Consider the following 25,314-nt stretch of genomic DNA (forward strand, 5'->3'; position numbering starts at 1 on the left):
TCGCCCCGGCCACCCCCTTGACTGAGTTAGTGATTGAGCACTAACTTTGACTCATGGCAAGGATGAGCGCAGAAGAGCGGCGTGAGAGCGTCATTCGGGCGGCGATGCACGAGTTTGCGCGTGGGGGTTACTACGGGACCTCCACCGAGGCGATCGCCAAGCGGGTGGGGGTTTCGCAGCCGTATCTCTTCCGGCTCTTCCCCAACAAGCTCGCGATCTTCCTCGCCGCCTCCGAGCGGTGCCTGCGCGACACCCGTGAGGTCTTCGCCGCCGCTTCCGAGGGGTTGCGGGGGGACGAGGCCAAGTACGCCATGGCCAATGCCTACACCCGGCTCATCGCCGAGGACCCGGACAAGCTCCAGATGCAGCTCCAGATGTACGTCACCGTCGCCGCCGCCGAGGCGGCCGGTGACAAGGAGCTCGGTGAGCTCGTACGGAAGGGGTGGATGGAGCTCTGGGACACCGTTCACACGCCCTTCGGCGGGGACGTCAAGGAGGCCTCGACCTTCATGGCCTACGGGATGTTGATCAACACCCTCGCCGCCATGGGCTTCCCGCCCGAGCACCGGGTCTGGGAGGGGCTGTACCCGGAGGCTCGGGACACGGGCCGTCTGGAGGCGTAGCGGCGTGGCGGCGCAGCGGCGCAGTGCCGGCGGGCCCCCGGTTCTGGGTAGGGCTTGAGGCCGGGCCGGGCTCACCCATGGCCGCAAAAGTTAGTCATTGATTACTAACAACTCGTACTCGTAGGGGGAACCGTGAACACGCAGGACAGCAAACTCCGGGGGCCCGCCGTCTGGGCGCTCGTCATCACCGGCGTCGCCAGCTTCATGGCCGCCCTCGACAACCTCGTCGTCACCACCGCCCTCCCCGCCATCCGCGCCGACCTCGGCGGGAAGCTGGAGGACCTGGAGTGGACGGTGAACGCCTACACGCTCACCTTCGCCGTCCTGCTGCTGTTCGGCTCCGCGCTCGGCGACCGGTTCGGGCGGCGGAAGATGTTCATCGCGGGGCTCACCGTGTTCACCGGTGCGTCCGCCGCGGCCGCGCTCTCGTCGGGGATCGACGCGCTCATCGCCGCCCGCGCCGTCCAGGGCGTCGGTGCCGCGATCATGATGCCGCTCACCCTGACCCTGCTCACCGCCGCCGTGCCGGCGGCCCGCCGCGGGATGGCGCTCGGGATCTACGGAGCCGTCACCGGCCTCGCCGTCGCCAGCGGTCCCCTCATCGGCGGCAGCCTGACCGAGCACATCTCCTGGCAGTGGATCTTCTGGCTCAACGTGCCGATCGGGCTCGCGCTGGTCCCGCTCGCCCGGCTCCGCCTCGCCGAGTCGACCGCCCCCGGATCCCGTCTCGACGTCCCCGGCACCCTGCTCGTCAGTGGCGGACTCTTCGGCATCGTCTACGCCCTCGTCAACGCGAACTCCAAGGGCTGGACCAGCGCCCCCGTGCTCACCGGGCTGATCGCCGGTGCCGCGCTCGTCGCCGTGTTCATTCGTCATGGCTCCGTGAGCGCGAACCCCATGCTGCCCATGAGGCTCTTCCGCAGCCGCGGCTTCCTCGGGATCAACCTCGCCAGCCTGCTCATGTTCCTGGGCATGTTCGGCTCGATCTTCCTGCTGGCCCAGTTCCTCCAGGGCGTCGCGGGCTACTCGCCCACCGAGGCCGGGCTGCGGATGCTCCCCTGGACCGGCATGCCGATGATCGTCGCCCCGGTCGCCGGAATCCTCTCCGACCGCATCGGCGGGCGCCCCGTCGTCGCCGCCGGCCTCGCCCTGCAGGCCCTCGGCCTCGGCTGGTTCGCCGTGATCCTGAGCGCGGACGTCTCGTACGCGGCCCAGCTGCCCGCGCTGATCCTCAGCGGGATCGGGATGGCCCTGTACTTCGCCCCGGCCGCCAACGTCCTCATGTCCACCGTGGCCCCCGCCGACCAGGGCAAGGCCTCCGGCACCAACAACGCCCTGCGCGAGGTCGGAGGAGCCCTCGGCGTGGCCGTCCTGGCCTCGGTCTTCTCCGCCCGGGGCGGCTACGAGTCCCCGCAGGCCTTCACCGACGGTACCGTCCCGGCCCTGTGGATCGGCGCGGGCGCCGTGGCCCTCGCCGCAGGACTCGCCCTCCTCCTGCCGCGCAGGAGCAGGGCAGGGAAGGGCGCCGTGACCGGCTCCGTGCCGGCCGGGGCCCCGGAGCCGGCGGGGATCGCCGTCGAAAGCTGACCCGTCGGTCCCGTGTGAACGCAATCGCCCAGTCGTACGACACGGAGGAGCACGTCATGCCCGACATCCCCTGGTCCACGCCCACCCAGGCCGCCCCCGACGCCGAGGTCTACGTCATGGCCTCCCGCTTCGAGACCGCCACCCTCGCCGGGGCGTTCAAGTTCTTCCTCAAGGCCCCCGGCATCATCGGCCAGATCCGCAAGGCCCCCGGAGCCCACGGCACCGCCCTGCGGGCCAGGATCTTCAGCCGCACCTTCCTGACCCTCTCCGCCTGGGAGGACCGGGACGCTCTCTACCGCTTCGCCCGCAGCGAGCCCCACCGGTCCAGCTCCCGCGCGGCCAGCGCCTACATGAGGGAATCGGCCTTCACCTTCTGGACCGTACGGGCCTGCGAGCTGCCCATCGGCTGGGAGGAGGCGGAGCGCCGCCTGGCCGAGGAGAAGTCGCGCTACTGAGCCGCGGTCCGTGGCCCCGCAGGGATGCGAGGGGTGCGGACCGTACTCTTGTCCACGTGCAGGAACTCCACGACGCCCCCCTCGCCCCGCTGACCACCTTCCGCCTCGGTGGCCCCGCCAGTCGCCTGGTGACCGCGACCACCGACGCCGAGGTGGTCGCCGCCGTCCGCGCCGCTGACGAGAGCGGCACCCCGCTCCTGGTCATCGGGGGCGGCAGCAACCTGGTCATCGGCGACCGGGGCTTCGAGGGCACCGCCCTGCGCATCGCGACCACCGGCTTCACCCTCGACGGCACCACCCTGGAGCTCGCCGCCGGCGAGAACTGGAGCGACGCCGTCGCCCGCACCGTCGAGGCCGGCCTGGCCGGCATCGAATGCCTGGCAGGGATCCCCGGCTCCGCCGGTGCGACCCCGATCCAGAACGTCGGGGCGTACGGCCAGGAGGTCTGCGACACCATCACCGAGGTCGTCGCCTACGACCGCACCCTCGGCGAAACGGTTACGCTGGCCGCCGCCGAATGCGCGTTCCGGTACCGCAACAGCACCTTCAAGGACCAGCCCGACCGCTACGTCGTCCTGCGCGTCCGCTTCGCGCTGGAGGACGCCGGCGGACTGTCCGCGCCGATCAAGTACCCCGAGACCGCCCGCGCCCTCGGCGTCGAGGCCGGGGACCGGGTACCGGCCGCCGCCGCCCGGGAGACCGTGCTGCGCCTGCGCGCCGGGAAGGGCATGGTCCTGGACCCCGCCGACCACGACACCTGGTCGGCCGGCTCGTTCTTCCACAACCCGATCCTGACCGACGAGGCCTACGCCGCCTTCCTCGCCCGCGTCCAGGAGCGCCTCGGCGCCGGGACCAACCCGCCCGCCTACCCGGCGGGCGAGGGCCGTACGAAGACCAGCGCGGCCTGGCTGATCGACAAGGCCGGCTTCACCAAGGGCTACGGCACCGGCCCGGCGCGCATCTCCACCAAGCACACCCTCGCCCTGACCAACCGCGGCGAGGCCACCACCGAGGACCTCCTCGCGCTGGCCCGCGAGGTGGTCGCGGGCGTCCACGCGGCCTTCGGCGTCACCCTGGTCAACGAGCCGGTGACGGTCGGCGTCAGCCTCTGAGGAGCCCCGGCCGCCCATGCTCTGTCCCCTGCACGGGGCCGGTACGGACCCCACTCGCCTCGTGGGGCGCACGCTCAGCCGAGTCGTCGCGTCCTGGCACGTCAGCGACGGCGAGCGCTCCGAAGCCCCCCTCGACGTCTGGCTGATCGACAGCGTCGGCGACTCGATCCGGATCACGACCGGCTCCGACCAGTGCCTGATCGTGGAGTCCGCGCCGCCGCACGAGCCCTACGACATGGGGGAGTGGGGCCGCATCGAGGTCGGCGAGGACCTCGGCGACCACCCCTTCCTGCGCCACCTCGGCGAGACGATCGCCTCGGTCGCCGAGTTCGCGCTGCCCGAACAGGGGCGCACCCACCTGGAGATCGGCTTCCCCGACGGGGGCCGGGTGCGCGCCGACTGCCACGAGGGCGACCTGCGGCTCACCCGCTGACCCCTGACCCCCTGATCAGGACGCCAGCCAGTGGTCGATCCCGGCCAGCAGCTTGGCCTGTACGTCCTCCGGCGCGGCCGAACCGCGCACCGACTGGCGGCCCAGCTCGGCGAGCTCCGCGTCCGTGAAGCCGTGGTGCCGGCGGGCGATCTCGTACTGGGCCGCGAGCCGGGACCCGAACAGGAGCGGGTCGTCGGCGCCCAGGGCCATGGGCACGCCCGCCTCGAAGAGGGTGCGCAGGGGCACGTCCTCGGGCCGCTCGTAGACACCGAGCGCCACGTTGGAGGCCGGGCAGACCTCGCAGGTGATCTGGCGGTCCGCGAGCCTCTTGAGGAGCCGGGGGTCCTCGGCCGCCCGTACGCCGTGGCCGATGCGGGCGGCGTGCAGGTCGTCGAGGCAGTCACGGACCGAGGACGGGCCGGTGAGCTCACCGCCGTGCGGGGCGGCGAGCAGGCCGCCGTCACGGGCGATCGCGAAGGCCCGGTCGAAGTCGCGGGCCATGCCGCGGCGCTCGTCGTTCGAGAGCCCGAAACCGACGACCCCGCGGTCGGCGTACCGGACGGCGAGGCGGGCGAGGGTGCGGGCGTCGAGGGGGTGTTTCATGCGGTTGGCGGCGATCAGGACCCGCATGCCGAGGCCGGTTTCCCGGGACGCCGAGTCGACGGCGTCGAGGATCAGCTCGACGGCCGGGATCATCCCGCCGAGGAGGGGGGCGTAGGAGGTGGGATCCACCTGGATCTCCAGCCAGCCGCTGCCGTCCCGTACGTCCTCCTCAGCGGCTTCGCGCACGAGGCGGTGGATGTCCTCGGGTTCACGGAGGCACGAGCGGGCGGCGTCGTAGAGCCGCTGGAAGCGGAACCAGCCGCGCTCGTCGGTGGCGCGCAGCTTCGGCGGTTCGCCGGCGGTGAGGGCCTCCGGGAGGCGGACGCCGTACTTGTCGGCGAGCTCCAGGAGGGTCGACGGGCGCATCGAGCCGGTGAAGTGCAGGTGGAGGTGGGCCTTCGGCAGAAGCGTGAGATCGCGTACGTGCTCCATTTGGCGATCCTGCCGTACGCACGCGCTGAGCGGGAGGCGGTTTTACCTTTTGGGGGCTTGCCCGTACGCATGCGCGGCTTCCGGGGCGGGCTGGATGCCCGGAGGGCAATTTCAGCCCCGCCGGCGTTTGAGGCGCGGGGTCCGGGGCGGAGCCCCGGGGACGCCGGAGCGGCGCCGCCCCGTTGGGGGAGGCGCCGCTCAGGGGTGGGTTGCCGTCCGCGTCAGGACTTGGCCTCCGCCAGGAGCTTCTGGATGCGGGAGACGCCCTCCACCAGGTCCTCGTCGCCCAGGGCGTACGACAGGCGGAGGTAGCCGGGCGTGCCGAAGGCCTCTCCGGGGACGACCGCGACCTCGGCCTCGTCCAGGATCAGCGCGGCGAGCTCGACGGAGGTCTGCGGGCGCTTGCCGCGGATCTCCTTGCCCAGGAGCTCCTTGACCGACGGGTACGCGTAGAACGCGCCCTCGGGGGTCGGGCAGAAGACGCCGTCGATGTCGTTGAGCATCTTGACCATCGTCTGGCGGCGGCGGTCGAAGGCCTTGCGCATCTCGGCGACGGCGTCGAGGTCGCCCGAGACCGCGGCCAGCGCGGCGACCTGGGCCACGTTGGAGACGTTGGAGGTGGCGTGCGACTGCAGGTTCGTCGCGGCCTTGATGACGTCCTGCGGGGCGATGACCCAGCCCACGCGCCAGCCCGTCATGGCGTAGGTCTTGGCGACGCCGTTGACGATGATGCACTTGTCGCGCAGCGCCGGGACCAGCACGGGCAGCGAGGTGAACTTCGCGTCGCCGTAGACCAGGTGCTCGTAGATCTCGTCCGTCAGCACCCACAGGCCGTGCTCGGCGGCCCACTCGCCGATCGCCTTCGCGTCGGACTCGGAGTACACCGCGCCCGTCGGGTTGGACGGGGAGACGAACAGGACGACCTTGGTGCGCTCGGTGCGGGCCGCTTCGAGCTGCTCGACGGAGACGCGGTAGCCGGTGGTCTCGTCGGCGACGACCTCGACCGGGACACCGCCGGCGAGACGGATGGACTCCGGGTAGGTGGTCCAGTACGGAGCCGGGACGATGACCTCGTCACCCGGGTCGAGGACGGCCGCGAAGGCCTCGTAGATGGCCTGCTTGCCACCGTTGGTCACCAGGACCTGCGACGCGTCGACCTCGTAGCCGGAGTCGCGCAGCGTCTTGGCGGCGATCGCGGCCTTCAGCTCGGGCAGACCGCCGGCCGGGGTGTAGCGGTGGTACTTCGGGTTGCGGCAGGCCTCGACCGCGGCCTCGACGATGTAGTCCGGGGTCGGGAAGTCGGGCTCGCCCGCACCGAAGCCGATCACCGGGCGCCCGGCGGCCTTGAGGGCCTTGGCCTTGGCGTCGACGGCGAGGGTGGCGGACTCGGAGATGGCGCCGATACGGGCGGAGACGCGGCGCTCGGAGGAAGGCGTTGCAGAGGTCATGTGAGCAATCGTCCCAGACGGCAAACAGGCGCCGCACACCGTTTCAGTCACCGGACCGGGGCATGCCCGGATGACCTCCCGTCCGGCGCTGTTCGACGTCAGGGCCGGGTTCACGTACACTCACCTGTCGTTGGACCTCGCCGACCGCTGCAGAGCGTGAGCACTCCGTGCACTCGCCCGGATGCGGTAGGTTGGGGGACGCAAAGGGTCGTAGCTCAATTGGTAGAGCACTGGTCTCCAAAACCAGCGGTTGGGGGTTCGAGTCCCTCCGGCCCTGCTCCACACTCCATTCTTCGGATGTGTGTGCGCAGGTACGTACTTCGATGCAACGCCGTGCGGCGCAACCGGGCGCGGTACGGCCACGACCCGGATTCAGGTGAGAGACGTGACGGACGCCCTGGGCTCCATCGACATGCCTGACGCCGAGGACGAGACGCGCGAGAAGAAGACCCGCAAGGGCGGCAAGCGCGGCAAGAAGGGCCCTCTGGGCAGGCTCGCGCTGTTCTACCGCCAGATCATCGCGGAACTCCGCAAGGTTGTCTGGCCGACCCGCAACCAGCTCACGACGTACACCACCGTGGTGATTGTCTTCGTGGTCATCATGATCGGTCTGGTGACCGTGATTGACTATGGGTTCCAGGAAGCCATCAAGTTCGTCTTCGGCTGATCCCCGCGGAGGGCGGCGCCTTGATGGGTGCCGCCCGTTTTCGCATGTTCCACCACCTTTTGTATCCAGGAAGAAGCAGCCACCGTGTCTGACCCGAACCTGAACGCGAGCCACGACTCCGTCGAGTCCGTCGAGGACGCGCTCGACATCGTCGAGGCGGCGGACGCTGTGGACCCCGACGAGGCCGAGCTCGCCGACGCCGAGGCGGGCGTCGCCGCCGAACAGGCCGCGCTGCACGTCGAGGACGAGGGTGACGTCGAGGCCGAGGACGACTCCGAGGTCGAGCCGGCTGCCGACGAGGCGGACGAGGACGACGAGGCCGAGGAGTCCGAGGAGGACACCGACGTCGAGGCCGAGGCCGAGGCCGCCGAGGTCGAGCCCGCCGAGCCCGTCGACCCCGTCCAGGCCCTGCGGGACGAGCTGCGCCTGCTCCCGGGCGAGTGGTACGTCATCCACACCTACGCGGGCTACGAGAAGCGCGTGAAGGCCAACCTGGAGCAGCGTGCCGTCTCGCTGAACGTCGAGGAGTTCATCTACCAGGCCGAGGTGCCCGAGGAAGAGATCGTCCAGATCAAGAACGGCGAGCGCAAGAACGTCCGGCAGAACAAGCTGCCCGGTTACGTTCTCGTCCGCATGGATCTGACGAACGAGTCCTGGGGCGTCGTCCGCAACACGCCCGGTGTCACCGGCTTCGTCGGCAACGCGTACGACCCGTACCCGCTGACCCTGGACGAGATCGTCAAGATGCTCGCGCCGGAGGCCAAGGAGAAGGCCGACAAGGCCGCCGCCGAGGCCGCGGGCCTGCCGGCCCCCGCCGTCAAGCGCACCATCGAGGTCCTGGACTTCGAGGTCGGCGACTCGGTCACCGTCACCGACGGCCCGTTCGCGACGCTGCAGGCGACGATCAACGAGATCAACCCGGACTCGAAGAAGGTCAAGGGCCTCGTCGAGATCTTCGGTCGCGAGACCCCGGTCGAGCTCAGCTTCGACCAGATCCAGAAGAACTGACGATCTTCTGGGCCCAGCGCTTCCGGACAGGTCAGATCGCCCCGTGAAGGGCGGTCTGACCTGCTCGGTTTTTAGCCCCGCACCCATACCCGTTATCGTGGTGCGGTATGCCTCCATCCGGATGACCGGATCGGCGGCTGAAAACTCTCACTAGGACCCGGAGAGAGCAATGCCTCCCAAGAAGAAGAAGGTCACGGGGCTTATCAAGCTCCAGATCAAGGCCGGTGCGGCCAACCCGGCTCCGCCGGTCGGCCCCGCGCTCGGTCAGCACGGCGTCAACATCATGGAGTTCTGCAAGGCCTACAACGCCGCGACCGAGTCGCAGCGTGGCATGGTCGTGCCGGTGGAGATCACGGTCTACGAGGACCGCACCTTCACCTTCATCACCAAGACTCCGCCGGCCGCGCGCCTCATCCTGAAGCACGCGGGCATCGAGAAGGGCTCCGGCGAGCCCCACAAGACCAAGGTCGCCAAGCTCACGGCCGCCCAGGTCAAGGAGATCGCCGAGCTGAAGATGCCCGACCTGAACGCCAACGACATCGACGCCGCCGTCAAGATCATTGCCGGCACCGCGCGTTCGATGGGCGTCACGGTCGAGGGCTGATTCAGCCACCCCCCAAGTACCACCAGTGGTAGGGCCAAGCGCTGGTCCGCACCACGACTCCATGCCTGAAGCCAAAACACAGGAGCTGAAGTGAAGCGCAGCAAGACTCTCCGCGCTGCGGACGCCAAGGTCGACCGGGAGAAGCTGTACGCCCCGCTCGAGGCCGTCCGTCTCGCCAAGGAGACCTCCACGACCAAGTTCGACGGCACCGTCGAGGTCGCCTTCCGCCTGGGTGTCGACCCGCGCAAGGCCGACCAGATGGTCCGCGGCACCGTGAACCTCCCGCACGGCACCGGCAAGACCGCCCGGGTCCTGGTCTTCGCGACCGGTGACCGTGCTGCGGCCGCGGAAGCCGCCGGCGCCGACATTGTCGGCGACGACGAGCTGATCAACGAGATCGCCAAGGGCAACCGCCTGAACGAGTTCGACGCGGTTGTCGCCACCCCGGACCTCATGGGCAAGGTCGGCCGCCTCGGCCGCGTGCTCGGTCCGCGTGGCCTGATGCCGAACCCGAAGACCGGCACCGTCACCATGGACGTCGCCAAGGCTGTCACCGACATCAAGGGTGGCAAGATCGAGTTCCGTGTCGACAAGCACTCGAACCTGCACTTCATCATCGGCAAGGTCTCCTTCTCCGATGACAAGCTGGTCGAGAACTACGGCGCGGCCCTGGACGAGATCCTTCGTCTGAAGCCGTCCGCCGCCAAGGGCCGGTACATCAAGAAGGCCGCGATCTCCACCACCATGGGCCCCGGCATCCAGCTGGACCCGAACCGCACCCGGAACCTCCTCGTCGAGGAAGACCCGGCCGCGGTCTGAGCCCTTCCGGCTCACTGAGTGGCTGAACGGGCCCCTCGCCCCCCTTCACCGGGGTGGCGGGGGGCCCGTTTTCCGTGTTCAGGGCCACATCCCGCCGCATCGGGGCAGGTGGACGCGTGATCCGCCGGAGGGGGAACGTAAGGTCGGTCGGGCAAGTGATCGACCACAAGGGGTGGGGGACCTCCATGTCCGTGTACCGGAAGAAGACCGTCGGCGCCGCCCTGGCGGCCGTCTTGCTCGTGGGCGGGGCCACGGCATGCGAGAACGGGAAGAAGGACGGCGCCGCCAAGCCGGCCGCCCCGTCCGCGCGGCCGAGCCCGCCCGCGGCCGGCGGCAACGCCACCGAGGCCCTCGCGGCCGCGTACAAGAAGACCTCCGCGGCGAAGTCCGCCAAGGTGCGCATGACCATGTCGATGCCGGCCACCCTCGGCGGGGGCGGCACCGTGGAGCTCACCGGCGTGCAGGGCTGGGACCCGAACGTCATGGACATCACCATGAAGGGCGCGCTCGCCCCGGGCCAGGGCGCCGACACCGTGCGCGTGATCATGTCGAGCGACGTCATGTTCATGGAGATCCCGGCCGGTACGCCCTCCTCCGCCGCCTTCGAGGGCAAGCACTGGATGAAGCTCGACGCGAAGGCGGCCGCCGCCGCGGGGACGGGCGACGCCGAGGCCCTGAAGAAGTTCGGCGGCCTGGGCGGCGCGGAGCAGAGCCAGGACCCCGCCAAGCAGCTCGCCCTGCTGCTCGCCTCGCCGAACGTGAAGAGCGTCGGCGCGGAGAAGATCGAGGGCGTGGACACCACGCACTACAGGGGCACGCTGACCTTCGACGAGATGCTCGCGGCCAACCAGAACTCCAAGGAGCTGAGCGAGGCCGACCGGGCCAAGCTCACCGAGGCCATGAAGACGGCCGGCATCAAGGGCTACGACATGGACGTGTGGGTCGACAAGGACGGCTATCCGGCCCGGATGAAGGTCGGCATCGGCACGCCCCAGGGGACCATGGCGGTCGACGCGCACTACTCGGACTACGGCTCGGCGGCCACCGTCCAGGCCCCGCCGGAGAACGAGACCTTCGACCTCTTCGCGATGCTGCAGCAGCTCGGCAAGACCGGGGCCGGCGCCGGGGCCTGACCAGCCCGGGCGTTCGTCGGACCAGACAGAGAGACAGATCCACCATGGGGGAAGACCGGATGTACGAGCACGCCCTGAACCGGGCCGTTGTCGCCGCGGCGGGGGCCGCACTGCTCCTGGGCGGGCTGACGGCCTGCGGGGGAGACGGCGCCGGTGAGGCGGGCGGCAAGGCCGCCCCGAAGGCAGAGTCCCCGGCCGACACGATCAAGGCGTCGTACGTGAAGACGACGGCGGCCAGGTTCGCCCGGTTCGACATGACGATCACGGGCAAGGACGGCAAGCCCACCCAGCTCACCGGGACGAAGGGCTGGTACCCGGCCGCCACCGGCATCGAGCCCAAGGGGGCCGACGGCCGCCAGGTCATGCTGGGCGACGTCGTCTACACGAACACGGACAAGCCCGTGCAGGGCAGGTCCTGGATGAAGATGAACCTGAACAAGGACGGCAAGCGCCCCCACCAGCTCAACGACGACCCGGCCGAATACCTCGCACTGCTCCTCGGGCAGCAGAAGCTGACCCTGGTCGGCGCCGAGCAGCCCGACGGCGTGGAGGCCAAGCACTACAAGGCCGGCCTCACCGGCGCGGAGCTGCTCGCCGCCGACGAGTCCACCAAGGTCATGGACGAGGCGAACCGCCGGAACCTCCACGAGGCGCTGAGGGACTACAGCGCGATCGAGGTGGACCTGTGGATCGGCAAGGACGGCTACCCGGTCCGCGTCGACACCTCCCGGGTGGCGGGGGACGGCACGACGAAGGTCTCGGCGAAGTTCTCCGGCTACGGCACGACCGAACCCGTCAGCGCGCCCCCGGCCGACCAGGTCGTCGACTTCGAGGACGTGATGAAGGGCATCGACAAGACGCTCGAGGACGCCGACCAGACGCTGAAGGACGCGGGGCTGGAAGGCCTCAAGCAGTCCTGAGCCGACCGGCCCCGGGGGCGATTTGCCTCGACTGGAACCCTTCACGTACTCTTCCACAGAAGCCAAAGACCGCTGGTCGTTGCCGTGCCTGTAAGGGTGTGGTGGCCGAAGGATCCGTTGACTACGGACGACCCGCGCAGGTGACTGTGGAAAGCTCCCGAATTCTTTTCGGTCGAGCTACGCCCTGGCGCCTACGCCGGGGCGTTTTTGTTTGTCAGCCCCTTCTGAGCGGTCCTCATCACCCGGAAGGAGGCGAACGCACCATGCCGACGCCCAACAAGGCTGCATCGGTAGCCGAGCTCACGGACGCGTTCCAGAGCTCGAACGCCGCCGTGCTGACCGAGTACCGGGGTCTCACCGTCGCGCAGCTCAAGACGCTGCGTCGCTCCCTCGGTGAGAACGCCCAGTACGCCGTGGTGAAGAACACGCTGACCAAGATTGCGGCCAACCAGGCCGGGATCACCGCGCTGGACGAGCACTTCGCTGGTCCGACCGCGGTCGCCTTCATCACCGGTGACCCGGTGGAGTCGGCGAAGGCCCTGCGTGACTTCGCCAAGGAGAACCCGAACCTCATCATCAAGGCCGGTGTCCTTGACGGTAAGGCTCTCTCCGCCGACGACATCAAGAAGCTTGCGGACCTCGAGTCCCGCGAGGTTCTGCTCAGCAAGCTGGCCGGCGCGTTCAAGGGCAAGCAGTCCCAGGCTGCCTCGCTCTTCCAGGCGCTGCCGTCGAAGTTCGTCCGCACCGCGGAAGCGCTTCGCGTCAAGCTCGCCGAGCAGGGCGGTGCCGAGTAATTCGGCTCGCGCATTGATCCACGCCGCCTAGTGCGTGGGTCGTAGCGGGCCGTTACGCCCGCCTCTATAGACATATCGGCACCTGCCGAATTAGTGGAAGGATCGCCCATCATGGCGAAGCTCTCTCAGGAAGACCTCCTCGCCCAGTTCGAGGAGATGACCCTCATCGAGCTCTCCGAGTTCGTGAAGGCGTTCGAGGAGAAGTTCGACGTCACCGCCGCCGCGGCCGTCGCCGTTGCCCCCGCCGGTGGTGCCGCTGGTGGCGCCGCTGAGGCCGTCGAGGAGAAGGACGAGTTCGACGTCATCCTCGCGGGCGCCGGCGACAAGAAGATCCAGGTCATCAAGGTCGTGCGTGAGCTGACCTCCCTGGGTCTGAAGGAGGCGAAGGACCTCGTGGACGGCGCCCCGAAGCCCGTCCTGGAGAAGGTCAACAAGGAGGCCGCTGACAAGGCCGCCGAGGCCCTCAAGGGTGCCGGTGCCTCCGTCGAGGTCAAGTAACACCTCTGGGGCCCTCTGAGGCCCCAACCAAGGGCGATCACCCGTAAGGGTGGTCGCCCTTTGGCGTACCCGCAGTGCCTGACTTGCCCCTGCGTCGTTGGGGAGTAGGGTGATCATCGTTGCTCCGCGCCAGGGTCCCAGGATGATCCGCTCGGAGCAGGGGGCCTTGACGAACGGGACCAGGCGCGCAATTCTCAGTCCCGTCGGCAGCTCGACCACCTCGATCCGGGATCCGAGGTATGGATCGGCTTCGAAGAGGGCAGTACTGATACGCGCACTCTGTGTACGAGGGTCGCGACGTTACGACATGGGGAAGGCCTGTTGCCGGTTTCCGGAAACCTGGTCTGGACATCAGTGAGCCGAGTGGCTACACTGACCCTTTGCGCTGCCTGTTAGCTGTCCCCTGCCCGTCGCCAGGGACATGCCCACGCTGAAGCACACTTGGTTGAACCGTCCTGACCTGGCCTTTTAGCCGGATCAGGAGTGGTTGGTCTTATGTGTCGGCTGGGACCGGTACGCGCGTAGTGAGTCCGAGCCCTCGGAAGGACCCCCTCTTGGCCGCCTCGCGCAACGCCTCGACCAATACGAACACCGGTGCCAGCACTGCCCCGCTGCGCATCTCCTTTGCAAAGATCAAGGAGCCGCTCGAGGTTCCGAACCTCCTGGCGCTGCAGACCGAGAGCTTTGACTGGCTTCTCGGCAACGCCGCCTGGAAGGCTCGCGTCGAGTCGGCGCTTGAGAGTGGACAGGACGTCCCCACCAAGTCCGGTCTGGAAGAGATCTTCGAGGAGATCTCGCCGATCGAGGACTTCTCCGGGTCGATGTCGCTGACCTTCCGCGACCACCGTTTCGAGCCGGCGAAGAACTCCGTCGACGAGTGCAAGGAGCGCGACTTCACGTACGCGGCTCCGCTGTTCGTCACGGCCGAGTTCACGAACAACGAGACCGGAGAGATCAAGTCTCAGACGGTCTTCATGGGCGACTTCCCGCTCATGACCAACAAGGGCACCTTCGTCATCAACGGCACCGAGCGTGTCGTGGTGTCGCAGCTCGTCCGTTCCCCCGGTGTCTACTTCGACTCCTCCATCGACAAGACGTCCGACAAGGACATCTTCTCCGCCAAGATCATCCCCTCCCGGGGTGCCTGGCTCGAGATGGAGATCGACAAGCGTGACATGGTCGGTGTCCGCATCGACCGCAAGCGCAAGCAGTCCGTCACCGTCCTCCTGAAGGCTCTCGGCTGGACCACCGAGCAGATCCTCGAGGAGTTCGGCGAGTACGAGTCCATGCGCGCCACCCTGGAGAAGGACCACACCCAGGGCCAGGACGACGCGCTGCTCGACATCTACCGCAAGCTGCGCCCGGGCGAGCCGCCGACCCGTGAGGCCGCTCAGACGCTGCTCGAGAACCTCTACTTCAACCCCAAGCGCTACGACCTCGCGAAGGTCGGCCGCTACAAGGTGAACAAGAAGCTGGGCGCCGACGAGCCGCTCGACGCCGGTGTGCTCACCACCGACGACGTCATCGCCACGATCAAGTACCTGGTCAAGCTGCACGCCGGCGAGACCGAGACGATCGGCGAGTCCGGCCGTTCGATCGTCGTCGAGACCGACGACATCGACCACTTCGGCAACCGTCGTCTGCGCAACGTCGGCGAGCTCATCCAGAACCAGGTCCGCACGGGTCTGGCTCGTATGGAGCGCGTCGTGCGCGAGCGCATGACCACGCAGGACGTCGAGGCGATCACGCCGCAGACCCTGATCAACATCCGGCCGGTCGTCGCCTCCATCAAGGAGTTCTTCGGCACCAGCCAGCTGTCGCAGTTCATGGACCAGAACAACCCGCTGTCGGGTCTGACGCACAAGCGTCGTCTCTCGGCGCTGGGTCCCGGTGGTCTGTCCCGTGAGCGGGCCGGCTTCGAGGTCCGTGACGTGCACCCCTCGCACTACGGCCGCATGTGTCCGATCGAGACCCCTGAAGGCCCGAACATCGGTCTGATCGGCTCGCTCGCCTCCTACGGCCGCGTCAACGCGTTCGGTTTCGTCGAGACCCCGTACCGCAAGGTCGTCGACGGTGTCGTCACCGACGAGGTCGACTACCTGACCGCCGACGAGGAAGACCGCTTCGTCATCGCCCAGGCGAACGCCGCCCTGAACGATGAGATGCGCTTCACCGAGAACCGCGTCCTGGTCCGCCGTCGTGGCGGCGAGATCGACTACATCGCCGGCGGCGACGTCGACTACATGGACGTCTCCCCGCGCCAGATGGTGTCCGTCGCGACCGCGATGATCCCCTTCCTGGAGCACGACGACGCCAACCGTGCCCTCATGGGCGCGAACATGATGCGCCAGGCCGTTCCGCTCATCAAGGCGGAGGCCCCGCTCGTCGGCACCGGCATGGAGTACCGCTGCGCGGTCGACGCCGGTGACTCGATCCGTGCGGAGAAGGACGGTGTCGTCCAGGAGGTCTCGGCCGACTACATCACCGTCGCCAACGACGACGGCACGTACACCACGTACCGCGTCGCCAAGTTCTCCCGCTCGAACCAGGGCACCTCGGTCAACCAGAAGGTCATCGTCAACGAGGGTGACCGGATCGTCGAGTCCCAGGTCCTCGCCGACGGACCGGCGACCGAAGAGGGCGAGATGGCCCTCGGCAAGAACCTGCTCGTCGCGTTCATGCCGTGGGAAGGTCACAACTACGAGGACGCGATCATCCTGTCGCAGCGCCTCGTGCAGGACGACGTCCTCTCCTCGATCCACATCGAGGAGCACGAGGTCGACGCCCGTGACACCAAGCTCGGCCCCGAGGAGATCACCCGGGACATCCCGAACGTCTCCGAGGAGGTCCTCGCGGACCTCGACGAGCGCGGCATCATCCGCATCGGTGCGGACGTCGTCGCCGGTGACATCCTGGTCGGCAAGGTCACGCCCAAGGGTGAGACCGAGCTGACCCCGGAGGAGCGCCTGCTCCGCGCGATCTTCGGTGAGAAGGCTCGCGAGGTGCGTGACACCTCGCTCAAGGTCCCTCACGGCGAGATCGGCAAGGTCATCGGTGTCCGCGTCTTCGACCGCGAGGAGGGCGACGAGCTTCCCCCGGGCGTGAACCAGCTGGTCCGCGTCTACGTCGCCCAGAAGCGCAAGATCACCGACGGTGACAAGCTCGCCGGCCGCCACGGCAACAAGGGTGTCATCTCCAAGATCCTCCCGATCGAGGACATGCCCTTCCTCGAGGACGGCACCCCGGTCGACATCATCCTCAACCCGCTGGGTGTCCCGTCCCGAATGAACCCGGGACAGGTCCTGGAGATCCACCTCGGCTGGCTCGCCAGCCGCGGCTGGGACGTCTCCGGCCTCGCGGACGAGTGGGCGCAGCGCCTCCAGGCGATCGGCGCCGACCAGGTCGCCCCCGGCACCAACGTCGCCACCCCCGTCTTCGACGGTGCGCGCGAGGACGAGCTGGCCGGCCTGCTCCAGCACACCATCCCGAACCGTGACGGCGAGCGCATGGTGCTCCCGACCGGTAAGGCGCGCCTGTTCGACGGCCGCTCCGGCGAGCCGTTCCCGGACCCGATCTCGGTCGGGTACATGTACATCCTCAAGCTGCACCACCTGGTCGACGACAAGCTCCACGCCCGTTCGACCGGTCCGTACTCGATGATCACGCAGCAGCCGCTGGGTGGTAAGGCGCAGTTCGGTGGTCAGCGCTTCGGTGAGATGGAGGTGTGGGCGCTTGAGGCATACGGCGCCGCGTACGCGCTCCAGGAACTCCTGACGATCAAGTCCGACGACGTGACCGGCCGCGTGAAGGTCTACGAGGCCATCGTCAAGGGCGAGAACATCCCCGAGCCGGGCATTCCCGAGTCCTTCAAGGTGCTCATCAAGGAAATGCAGTCGCTCTGCCTCAACGTGGAGGTGCTGTCCTCGGACGGCATGTCCATCGAGATGCGCGACACCGACGAGGACGTCTTCCGCGCGGCGGAGGAGCTCGGTATCGACCTGTCCCGGCGCGAGCCGAGCAGCGTCGAAGAGGTCTGACGGGCCTGGCCGGGGGATCGGACAGATCCCCCGGCCGCCCCGGGACCGTTCAGACCATGATTGAGACTCGACCCCGAAAGAGGGATTGACGCACAGTGCTCGACGTCAACTTCTTCGACGAGCTGCGGATCGGCCTTGCCACCGCGGACGACATCCGAACCTGGTCGCACGGCGAGGTCAAGAAGCCGGAGACCATCAACTACCGCACCCTCAAGCCCGAGAAGGACGGACTCTTCTGCGAGAAGATCTTCGGTCCTACCCGGGACTGGGAGTGCTACTGCGGCAAGTACAAGCGTGTCCGCTTCAAGGGCATCATCTGTGAGCGCTGTGGCGTCGAGGTCACGCGCGCCAAGGTGCGCCGTGAGCGCATGGGCCACATCGAGCTTGCCGCTCCCGTCACCCACATCTGGTACTTCAAGGGCGTCCCGTCGCGCCTGGGCTACCTGCTGGACCTCGCGCCGAAGGACCTCGAGAAGGTCATCTACTTCGCCGCGTACATGATTACGTTCGTCGACGACGAGCGCCGCCAGCGCGACCTGCCGTCGCTGGAGGCCCACGTCTCCGTCGAGCGCCAGCAGATCGAGAACCGCCGTGACGCGGACCTCGAAGGCCGTGCCAAGAAGCTCGAGAGCGACCTGGCCGAGCTGGAGGCCGAGGGCGCGAAGGCCGACGTGCGCCGCAAGGTGCGCGAAGGCGCCGAGCGCGAGATGAAGCAGCTCCGCGACCGCGCCCAGCGCGAGATCGACCGCCTCGACGAGGTGTGGGCCCGCTTCAAGAACCTCAAGGTCCAGGACCTGGAGGGCGACGAGCTCCTGTACCGCGAGCTGCGTGACCGCTTCGGCACGTACTTCGACGGCTGCATGGGCGCCGCCGCGCTGCAGAAGCGTCTCGAGTCCTTCGACCTGGAGGAGGAGGCCGAGCGCCTCCGCGAGATCATCCGTACCGGCAAGGGCCAGAAGAAGACCCGTGCGCTCAAGCGCCTCAAGGTCGTCTCCGCGTTCCTGCAGACCAGCAACAAGCCCAAGGGCATGGTTCTGGACTGCGTCCCGGTCATCCCGCCGGACCTCCGTCCGATGGTGCAGCTGGACGGTGGCCGCTTCGCGACCTCCGACCTGAACGACCTGTACCGCCGCGTGATCAACCGCAACAACCGCCTGAAGCGCCTTCTCGACCTCGGTGCCCCCGAGATCATCGTGAACAACGAGAAGCGCATGCTCCAGGAGGCCGTCGACGCCCTCTTCGACAACGGTCGTCGTGGTCGTCCGGTGACCGGTCCCGGCAACCGTCCCCTGAAGTCCCTCAGCGACATGCTGAAGGGCAAGCAGGGTCGATTCCGTCAGAACCTTCTCGGTAAGCGCGTGGACTACTCCGCGCGTTCCGTGATCGTCGTCGGTCCCCAGCTGAAGCTGCACCAGTGCGGTCTGCCCAAGGCCATGGCGCTGGAGCTCTTCAAGCCGTTCGTGATGAAGCGCCTGGTCGACCTGAACCACGCGCAGAACATCAAGTCGGCGAAGCGCATGGTCGAGCGCGGCCGCACGGTCGTGTACGACGTGCTCGAAGAGGTCATCGCCGAGCACCCGGTCCTGCTGAACCGTGCGCCCACGCTGCACCGCCTCGGCATCCAGGCCTTCGAGCCCCAGCTGGTCGAAGGCAAGGCCATCCAGATCCACCCGCTCGTCTGCACCGCGTTCAACGCGGACTTCGACGGTGACCAGATGGCCGTGCACCTGCCGCTCTCCGCGGAGGCGCAGGCCGAGGCCCGCATCCTGATGCTGTCCTCGAACAACATCCTCAAGCCGGCCGACGGCCGTCCGGTCACGATGCCGACGCAGGACATGGTCCTGGGTCTGTTCTTCCTGACCACCGACGGTGAGCTCCGTGACACCAAGGGCGAGGGCCGCGCGTTCGGCTCCACGGCCGAGGCGACCATGGCGTTCGACGCAGGCGAGCTCGCGCTGCAGTCGTCCGTCGACATCCGCTTCCCGGTGGGCACCATCCCGCCGCGTGGCTGGGTGCCGCCGGTCGCCGAGGAGGGCGAGCAGGAGTTCCAGCCGGGCGACAGCTTCCGTCTGCGCACCACCCTGGGCCGCGCGCTCTTCAACGAGCTGCTGCCCGAGGACTACCCGTTCGTCGACTACTCGGTGGGCAAGAAGCAGCTCTCCGAGATCGTCAACGACCTGGCGGAGCGCTACCCCAAGGTCATCGTGGCGGCGACGCTCGACAACCTGAAGGCGGCCGGCTTCCACTGGGCGACCCGTTCGGGCGTCACCGTGGCCATCTCCGACGTCGTCGTGCCCGAGGCCAAGAAGGCCATCGTCAAGGGCTACGAGGAGCAGGACGAGAAGGTCCAGAAGCAGTACGAGCGCGGTCTGATCACCAAGGACGAGCGCACGCAGGAGCTCATCGCGATCTGGACCAAGGCGACCAACGAGGTCGCCGAGGCGATGAACGCGAACTTCCCCAAGACGAACCCCATCTTCATGATGGTTGACTCGGGTGCCCGAGGAAACATGATGCAGATGCGACAGATCGCCGGTATGCGTGGTCTGGTGTCGAACGCGAAGAACGAGACCATCCCGCGTCCGATCAAGGCGTCCTTCCGTGAGGGCCTCACCGTTCTGGAGTACTTCATCTCCACGCACGGTGCCCGTAAGGGTCTGGCGGACACCGCCCTGCGTACCGCCGACTCGGGTTACCTGACCCGTCGTCTGGTGGACGTCTCGCAGGACGTGATCATCCGCGAGGAGGACTGCGGCACCGAGCGCGGCCTGAAGCTGAAGATCGCCGTTCGCGGCGAGGACGGCGTGCTGCGTAAGGCCGACGACGTCGAGACCTCGGTCTACGCCCGCATGCTGGCCGAGGACGTCGTCATCGACGGCAAGGTCATCGCGCCGGCCAACGTCGACCTCGGTGACGTCCTCATCGACGCCCTGGTCGCCAACGGCGTCGAGGAGGTCAAGACCCGCTCGGTCCTGACCTGTGAGTCCGCGGTCGGCACCTGTGCCTTCTGCTACGGACGCTCGCTCGCCACCGGCAAGCTGGTCGACATCGGTGAGGCGGTCGGCATCATCGCCGCCCAGTCCATCGGTGAGCCCGGTACCCAGCTGACGATGCGTACCTTCCACACCGGTGGTGTGGCCGGTGACGACATCACGCAGGGTCTGCCGCGTGTCGTCGAGCTCTTCGAGGCCCGTACCCCGAAGGGTGTCGCCCCGATCTCCGAGGCCGCCGGCCGCGTGCGGATCGAGGAGACCGAGAAGACGAAGAAGATCGTCATCACGCCCGACGACGGCAGCGACGAGACGGCGTTCCCGATCTCCAAGCGCGCCAAGGTCATCGTGCACGAGGGCGACCACGTCGAGGTGGGCCAGAAGCTCACCATGGGTGCCACCAACCCGCACGACGTGCTGCGCATCCTCGGCCAGCGTGCCGTCCAGGTCCACCTGGTCGGCGAAGTCCAGAAGGTCTACAACTCGCAGGGCGTGTCGATCCACGACAAGCACATCGAGATCATCATCCGGCAGATGCTGCGCCGCGTGACGATCATCGAGTCCGGCGACGCGGAGCTCCTGCCGGGCGAGCTGGTCGAGCGGTCGAAGTTCGAGACCGAGAACCGTCGTGTGGTCACCGAGGGCGGTCACCCCGCCTCCGGCCGTCCGCAGCTGATGGGTATCACCAAGGCCTCGCTCGCGACCGAGTCGTGGCTGTCGGCGGCGTCCTTCCAGGAGACGACCAGGGTCCTGACGGACGCGGCGATCAACGCCAAGTCCGACTCCCTGATCGGCCTCAAGGAGAACGTCATCATCGGTAAGCTCATCCCGGCCGGTACGGGTCTGTCCCGCTACCGCAACATCCGGGTGGAGCCCACCGAGGAGGCGAAGGCCGCGATGTACTCGGCCGTCGGCTACGACGACATCGACTACTCGCCCTTCGGCACCGGCTCCGGCCAGGCTGTCCCGCTGGAGGACTACGACTACGGCCCGTACAACGGCTGAGAGCTCGTATGAAGAAACCCCCCGTCGCTCCGAGAGGAGCGGCGGGGGTTTTCTCGTTGGGGGCCGGTCCCGGCCCGGGGTCCGGGCCAGGGTTCCGGCTCGGGGGCCGGAACCCAGGGCGGGCGGGTCAGGCGCGGCGGCGGCGGGCCGCGATCGTCACCGAGACCAGGGTGAGCAGGGCCACGGCGGCGCCGGCGAGACCGGGGGCCAGGCCCCTCGGGGTGAAGGTGCAGGAGAGCTCGTCCGTGCCCGCCGGGAGGTCCAGGGAGACCAGGCCGTGGAAGTCGCGGACCGGGGCGGAGCACTGCCAGCCGGGGACGTTCGTCATCGCCAGGACCGCGGTGCCGGTGGTGCCGCGGGGGAGGGTCGCCTCGATGCCGTGGCCGGTGACGTCGACCTTGGTCGCGCCCGTGGTGGTGAGGTCGCGGACCCTGGTGTCCAGGGCGGTGCGGTTCAGGCAGCCCAGGGGGTGGGTGCCGGCCGTGGCGTCCTCGGTCCGCGTGCGGACGGTGACGTCGAGCCGGCCCGAGGCGGGGACCGGGCCGAGCGGGGTGACACCGGTCATCAGGTCTTCCAGGGGCCGCTCGGTGCCGCCTGCGGCGAGGGTGCCGTGGAGGGCGGGGGAGTACCAGTAGGCCTCGGAGCCGGGGGTGCACCGCGCGGTGTACGTCTGCTCGGTGGCGCTGCCGCCGCGGGCGACGTCGGGGACCTGGTAGACGGTCGCGCCCAGGACGTTCTCCTGGCGGGCCCAGACGCTGTCCGCCGGGCCCGGGGAGGTGTAGGGCGCGGTGCGGACGGTGACCAGCGGGGGCGCGGGGAACGTGGCGCCCGTCCAGGTGCCGGGGGCGGTTCCCGGGCGGACGCGGGCGCCGATGGAGAAGATCGCGTCGAGCACCGGGTTGTCCGCGCCGAAGAAGGTCCGGCCGTCGTTCTTGTAGCCGTACCCGAGGGGTTCCAGGGCCTGGTAGGTCGCCTCCGGCAGATAGCTGCTGTAGTACTGCGGGCCTTCCGAGCGCAGGGCGAGGGCGTCGTTGTACGAGGTCTGCGGCGCGCCCGAGTCGGTGCGGTAGGCGGGCCAGCCGTCCACGCGCCGTACGGCGTCGAAGTGCTCGGCGATCGAACGGTTCGAGGTGGCGACGGGCTTCGCCCAGCGCTCACGGGCGCGGCGGACGTCCGCGTTGTAGGCGGCGACCGCGGACTCGGCGAAGACCACGGCGACCATGAGCGCGGCGGCCACGGGGACGAGGTGGCGGCGCTTCTCGCCCAGGGTGAGCAGGACGAGGGCGAGGACGGAGACCGCGCCGCCGCCCAGGACGGCGGGCCAGGTCCAGCCGCCGAAGTCGTCGGCGCGGCGCAGTACGAAGGCGGCCAGGACGAGCAGGGCGGCCACCAGGGCCAGGTGGAGCGGGCGCGGCCGGTTGGCCAGGGCCAGCCAGGCGACGATCACCACCATGCCGCTGAAGACGAAGGCCTCGCGGTACGGGTTGCCGTTCGGGACCGCCAGGCCGTGCCACACGTACTGGGTGGGCGGGAACTGGAACGAGACGGCCACGAGGACCGTCGCCGCGGCCCAGACCAGCCGGGTCTTCTTCGCGATGCGCGTGTTGAGGAGAAACGAGCCCGCCAGGATCAGCCCGAGGGAGGCGACGTACAGGCGGGGCCGGCCGCCCCACAGGTGCGTCGCCGGGAGCATGCCCGCGAGGAAGAGCTCGATCCGGACCGGGTCGAACGCGCCCGCCCGGGTGGGCTGCGCCGCGCTGCTGGACAGGAAGGACGGGAGGAGGAACGGGAGGGTGAGGAGGATGCCCGTGGCGGCGGCGGTCGCGGCGCGCCACAGGGCGAGCAGCCGCTGGCGGCCCGTCATGCCGAGCGTGGTCAGGCGGATGGCCAGCAGGACGCAGGCGGCCATCGTCGCCATCATCGCCGTGTAGAAGTTCCCGAACCAGGCGAGCGCGACGAGCAGGGCCACGCCCGGCCAGCGCCGCTGCTCCAGGCACCACTCGACGGCGATGCCGAGCACGGGCAGCGCCACCAGGCCCCACAGCCACATCGGGATGTAGGAGGCGTCGCTCAGGGCCCAGGCGCACAGGCCGTACACGGCTCCGAGCACGCCGCGCTGCCACCAGGGGCCGGGGTGCAGCTTGCCGAGGTACACCGTCATCACGACGGCGCCGGTGCCCATGGTGATCGGGGTGATCGCGAAGACCGCCAGGTCCACGTGGGCGCGGGGGACGAGGACGGCGAGCCAGGAGAAGGGGTTGCCGAGGTACGTGTAGTAGTCGGACAGGAACTGCTGGCCGAAGCCGCCGCGCCAGGTGAAGAGCAGGTCCCCGGCGGCCTGGCCGTGGACGAGGTCCCACAGGGCCCGGTGGAAGGGGACGTACTGGTTGGCCTGGTCGTTGATGGCCCGGCCGGTGTTGCCGAAGGGGAAGCTGCCGCGCGCCACCCAGGCCGTGCAGAACGCGCCCGCGGTGATCAGGAAGGCGAGCAGGGGCCCGCGGAACCGCAGGGTGCGGCGGGGGGAGCGCTCGTCCGGGCCGGGGGGAGGGGAGCCGACCGCGGTCTGCTCCGGTGCCACGGTGCCCAATGTCCTGCTCCCTGCTCCTCGACGGCAAGCCGCCAGTCTAGGTCGCGGGCGGGGGGCGGCCCCCCGGGCGGGCCGCCCCGGTGCGCGGGGTCGGGCGGGCTACTGGCCGCTGATCTGCCAGGCGGTCACGGCCACCGCGGAGACGGCTGCGACGATCGGCGCACGCGGCCGAGGCCTGCCAGGACCGGCGGGGTCGGTGGCCGGTACGGGGCGCGGCGCGGTCCCGGCGGCGGCCCGGACGGGGGCGTGGGCGCTCCTGGAGCGGTGGCCGGTGCGACCACTCGGGCGGGGGAACGCGCCGGGGTTCGTAGGGCCGGGGCATGCCGGCCTGCGGGGCCGCCGTCGCGGCGCCGTGCCCGCGACTGACCTGCGCGGTCCGGGTGTTGCGCCGCGGAAGGGCGGTCCGGACGAAGTGGCCGGTCCGTACGCCTTGCGTCCGGTGTGTTTTCGTGCTGGGCATTTGTTTTGACCTACCTCTGTGAGGTAGGTACGCTCTGACCTTGTGCCTGGGGTGTGCCCTGGGCTCCCGCGTGCGCTTAGGACGCCGCGGTGAGCCGAGAAGAACACACCGCGATCCGAGCCCTCCTTCACCCCGGTGAAGGTGTGCAGGATCCGACACACCCGACCGCGTGGGTCGGCAAAAGTTCCAGGTTAGCTTCACTACACGGCACACAGAAACCGGAGAAGTAGTGCCTACGATCCAGCAGCTGGTCCGTAAGGGCCGGCAGGACAAGGTCGAGAAGACAAAGACCCCCGCGCTCGAGGCTTCGCCTCAGCGTCGTGGCGTCTGCACGCGTGTGTTCACGACCACCCCGAAGAAGCCGAACTCGGCGCTGCGTAAGGTCGCGCGTGTGCGTCTGACCTCCGGCATCGAGGTCACCGCTTACATTCCGGGTGAGGGACACAACCTGCAGGAGCACTCGATCGTGCTCGTGCGTGGTGGCCGTGTGAAGGACCTGCCGGGTGTTCGCTACAAGATCATCCGCGGTGCGCTTGACACCCAGGCTGTCAAGAACCGCAAGCAGGCCCGCAGCCGCTACGGCGCCAAGAAGGAGAAGTAAGAATGCCTCGTAAGGGCCCCGCCCCGAAGCGCCCGGTCATCATCGACCCGGTCTACGCATCTCCTCTGGTGACCTCGCTCATCAACAAGATCCTCCTGAACGGCAAGCGCTCCACCGCCGAGCGCATCGTTTACGGCGCCATGGAAGGCCTCCGCGAGAAGACCGGCAACGACCCGGTCATCACGCTGAAGCGCGCGCTGGAGAACGTCAAGCCGTCCCTCGAGGTCAAGTCCCGCCGTGTCGGTGGCGCGACCTACCAGGTTCCCGTCGAGGTCAAGCCGGGTCGTCAGTCGACCCTGGCCCTCCGCTGGCTCGTGGGCTACTCCCGCGCCCGCCGCGAGAAGACCATGACCGAGCGCCTGATGAACGAGCTTCTCGACGCCTCGAACGGCCTCGGTGCGGCCGTCAAGAAGCGCGAGGACACGCACAAGATGGCCGAGTCCAACAAGGCCTTCGCGCACTACCGCTGGTAGTCCGAACCCACATCGAGACCGAGAG

The 25,314-nt window shown here is 68.8% G+C and carries 20 protein-coding genes and 1 tRNA gene; 18 read left to right on the forward strand and 3 right to left on the reverse strand.

Annotation, left to right across the window (positions count from 1 at the left end):
- The first annotated feature begins 53 nt into the window (after positions 1-53).
- From ACZ6Y1_RS21320 to ACZ6Y1_RS21340, 5 genes are all read left to right on the forward strand, one after another.
- Entirely contained in the window at positions 54-623 is a 570-nt protein-coding gene (locus ACZ6Y1_RS21320) for a TetR/AcrR family transcriptional regulator (RefSeq protein WP_469631883.1), read from the forward strand.
- A gap of 132 nt (positions 624-755) precedes the next feature.
- Positions 756-2,210 (forward strand): DHA2 family efflux MFS transporter permease subunit, encoded by a 1,455-nt coding sequence (locus tag ACZ6Y1_RS21325; protein ID WP_469631886.1) that lies wholly within the window; start codon positions 756-758, stop codon positions 2,208-2,210.
- Between the two features lie 56 nt (positions 2,211-2,266).
- Positions 2,267-2,665, forward strand: a complete 399-nt coding sequence (locus ACZ6Y1_RS21330; RefSeq protein WP_469631888.1) for a DUF3291 domain-containing protein — start codon at positions 2,267-2,269, stop codon at positions 2,663-2,665.
- Positions 2,662-3,777: a UDP-N-acetylmuramate dehydrogenase gene (locus tag ACZ6Y1_RS21335; protein ID WP_469632054.1), complete on the forward strand. Its 1,116-nt coding sequence runs from the start codon at positions 2,662-2,664 to the stop codon at positions 3,775-3,777. Before ACZ6Y1_RS21330 ends, ACZ6Y1_RS21335 begins: the two co-directional genes overlap by 4 nt.
- A gap of 16 nt (positions 3,778-3,793) precedes the next feature.
- Entirely contained in the window at positions 3,794-4,210 is a 417-nt protein-coding gene (locus ACZ6Y1_RS21340; protein WP_469631890.1) for a hypothetical protein, read from the forward strand.
- 15 nt (positions 4,211-4,225) lie between these two features.
- Here the strand turns inward: ACZ6Y1_RS21340 and ACZ6Y1_RS21345 are convergent, their stop codons facing one another.
- A complete protein-coding gene (locus ACZ6Y1_RS21345; RefSeq protein WP_469631893.1) occupies positions 4,226-5,245 on the reverse strand; it encodes an adenosine deaminase in 1,020 nt (339 codons plus the stop codon).
- A gap of 221 nt (positions 5,246-5,466) precedes the next feature.
- Positions 5,467-6,693 carry a pyridoxal phosphate-dependent aminotransferase gene (locus ACZ6Y1_RS21350; protein WP_469631896.1) on the reverse strand — a complete coding sequence of 409 codons (1,227 nt, stop codon included), beginning with the start codon at positions 6,691-6,693 and terminating at the stop codon, positions 5,467-5,469.
- 204 nt (positions 6,694-6,897) lie between these two features.
- On the opposite strand from ACZ6Y1_RS21350, the gene ACZ6Y1_RS21355 reads away from it, so the two are divergent.
- The 11 genes from ACZ6Y1_RS21355 to ACZ6Y1_RS21405 all read left to right on the forward strand — a co-directional run bounded on the left by ACZ6Y1_RS21355 (position 6,898) and on the right by ACZ6Y1_RS21405 (position 21,168).
- Positions 6,898-6,970, forward strand: a tRNA-Trp gene (locus ACZ6Y1_RS21355).
- A 108-nt stretch (positions 6,971-7,078) separates the two neighbouring features.
- Complete coding sequence (gene secE, locus ACZ6Y1_RS21360) at positions 7,079-7,360, forward strand: preprotein translocase subunit SecE (RefSeq protein ID WP_384745000.1); 282 nt, start codon at positions 7,079-7,081, stop codon at positions 7,358-7,360.
- A gap of 84 nt (positions 7,361-7,444) precedes the next feature.
- Positions 7,445-8,368 carry a transcription termination/antitermination protein NusG gene (nusG, locus tag ACZ6Y1_RS21365; protein WP_469631898.1) on the forward strand — a complete coding sequence of 308 codons (924 nt, stop codon included), beginning with the start codon at positions 7,445-7,447 and terminating at the stop codon, positions 8,366-8,368.
- A gap of 169 nt (positions 8,369-8,537) precedes the next feature.
- A complete protein-coding gene (gene rplK, locus ACZ6Y1_RS21370) occupies positions 8,538-8,972 on the forward strand; it encodes a 50S ribosomal protein L11 (RefSeq protein ID WP_030026644.1) in 435 nt (144 codons plus the stop codon).
- Positions 8,973-9,062: 90 nt separating this feature from the next.
- Positions 9,063-9,791 carry a 50S ribosomal protein L1 gene (gene rplA, locus ACZ6Y1_RS21375; RefSeq protein WP_384745004.1) on the forward strand — a complete coding sequence of 243 codons (729 nt, stop codon included), beginning with the start codon at positions 9,063-9,065 and terminating at the stop codon, positions 9,789-9,791.
- Positions 9,792-9,976: 185 nt separating this feature from the next.
- Positions 9,977-10,924, forward strand: a complete 948-nt coding sequence (locus ACZ6Y1_RS21380) for an SCO4651 family lipoprotein (RefSeq protein WP_469631902.1) — start codon at positions 9,977-9,979, stop codon at positions 10,922-10,924.
- Positions 10,925-10,983: 59 nt separating this feature from the next.
- Complete coding sequence (locus ACZ6Y1_RS21385) at positions 10,984-11,844, forward strand: SCO4651 family lipoprotein (RefSeq protein WP_469631905.1); 861 nt, start codon at positions 10,984-10,986, stop codon at positions 11,842-11,844.
- A gap of 263 nt (positions 11,845-12,107) precedes the next feature.
- Positions 12,108-12,638 carry a 50S ribosomal protein L10 gene (rplJ, locus tag ACZ6Y1_RS21390; protein ID WP_030026650.1) on the forward strand — a complete coding sequence of 177 codons (531 nt, stop codon included), beginning with the start codon at positions 12,108-12,110 and terminating at the stop codon, positions 12,636-12,638.
- A gap of 111 nt (positions 12,639-12,749) precedes the next feature.
- A complete protein-coding gene (gene rplL / locus ACZ6Y1_RS21395) occupies positions 12,750-13,136 on the forward strand; it encodes a 50S ribosomal protein L7/L12 (RefSeq protein ID WP_469631906.1) in 387 nt (128 codons plus the stop codon).
- 554 nt (positions 13,137-13,690) lie between these two features.
- Positions 13,691-17,173, forward strand: a complete 3,483-nt coding sequence (gene rpoB / locus ACZ6Y1_RS21400) for a DNA-directed RNA polymerase subunit beta (protein ID WP_469631908.1) — start codon at positions 13,691-13,693, stop codon at positions 17,171-17,173.
- 95 nt (positions 17,174-17,268) lie between these two features.
- Positions 17,269-21,168, forward strand: coding sequence for a DNA-directed RNA polymerase subunit beta' (locus ACZ6Y1_RS21405; RefSeq protein ID WP_469631911.1), 3,900 nt, complete (start codon positions 17,269-17,271; stop codon positions 21,166-21,168).
- Positions 21,169-21,295: 127 nt separating this feature from the next.
- On the opposite strand, the gene ACZ6Y1_RS21410 is transcribed toward ACZ6Y1_RS21405, so the two are convergent.
- Complete coding sequence (locus ACZ6Y1_RS21410; protein WP_469631913.1) at positions 21,296-23,746, reverse strand: YfhO family protein; 2,451 nt, start codon at positions 23,744-23,746, stop codon at positions 21,296-21,298.
- 698 nt (positions 23,747-24,444) lie between these two features.
- On the opposite strand from ACZ6Y1_RS21410, the gene rpsL reads away from it, so the two are divergent.
- Together rpsL and rpsG are read left to right on the forward strand one after the other, a co-directional pair.
- Positions 24,445-24,816 carry a 30S ribosomal protein S12 gene (gene rpsL / locus ACZ6Y1_RS21415; RefSeq protein WP_007265893.1) on the forward strand — a complete coding sequence of 124 codons (372 nt, stop codon included), beginning with the start codon at positions 24,445-24,447 and terminating at the stop codon, positions 24,814-24,816.
- Between the two features lie 2 nt (positions 24,817-24,818).
- Positions 24,819-25,289: a 30S ribosomal protein S7 gene (gene rpsG, locus ACZ6Y1_RS21420; protein WP_007265894.1), complete on the forward strand. Its 471-nt coding sequence runs from the start codon at positions 24,819-24,821 to the stop codon at positions 25,287-25,289.
- Positions 25,290-25,314: the final 25 nt, after the last annotated feature.

The organism is Streptomyces sp. NPDC053432, from assembly GCF_055585365.1.

What these genes read in the sequence shown, in the direction of transcription:
- ACZ6Y1_RS21345 (WP_469631893.1), bottom strand. Translation starts at nt 5,245, where the DNA reads ATGGAGCACGTACGCGATCTCACGCTTCTGCCGAAGGCCCACCTCCAC.
- rplL (WP_469631906.1), top strand. Translation starts at nt 12,750, where the DNA reads ATGGCGAAGCTCTCTCAGGAAGACCTCCTCGCCCAGTTCGAGGAGATG.
- ACZ6Y1_RS21320 (WP_469631883.1), top strand. Translation starts at nt 54, where the DNA reads ATGGCAAGGATGAGCGCAGAAGAGCGGCGTGAGAGCGTCATTCGGGCG.
- ACZ6Y1_RS21380 (WP_469631902.1), top strand. Translation starts at nt 9,977, where the DNA reads ATGTCCGTGTACCGGAAGAAGACCGTCGGCGCCGCCCTGGCGGCCGTC.
- ACZ6Y1_RS21350 (WP_469631896.1), bottom strand. Translation starts at nt 6,693, where the DNA reads ATGACCTCTGCAACGCCTTCCTCCGAGCGCCGCGTCTCCGCCCGTATC.
- rpsG (WP_007265894.1), top strand. Translation starts at nt 24,819, where the DNA reads ATGCCTCGTAAGGGCCCCGCCCCGAAGCGCCCGGTCATCATCGACCCG.
- ACZ6Y1_RS21330 (WP_469631888.1), top strand. Translation starts at nt 2,267, where the DNA reads ATGCCCGACATCCCCTGGTCCACGCCCACCCAGGCCGCCCCCGACGCC.
- ACZ6Y1_RS21385 (WP_469631905.1), top strand. Translation starts at nt 10,984, where the DNA reads ATGTACGAGCACGCCCTGAACCGGGCCGTTGTCGCCGCGGCGGGGGCC.
- rplK (WP_030026644.1), top strand. Translation starts at nt 8,538, where the DNA reads ATGCCTCCCAAGAAGAAGAAGGTCACGGGGCTTATCAAGCTCCAGATC.
- ACZ6Y1_RS21340 (WP_469631890.1), top strand. Translation starts at nt 3,794, where the DNA reads ATGCTCTGTCCCCTGCACGGGGCCGGTACGGACCCCACTCGCCTCGTG.
- rplJ (WP_030026650.1), top strand. Translation starts at nt 12,108, where the DNA reads ATGCCGACGCCCAACAAGGCTGCATCGGTAGCCGAGCTCACGGACGCG.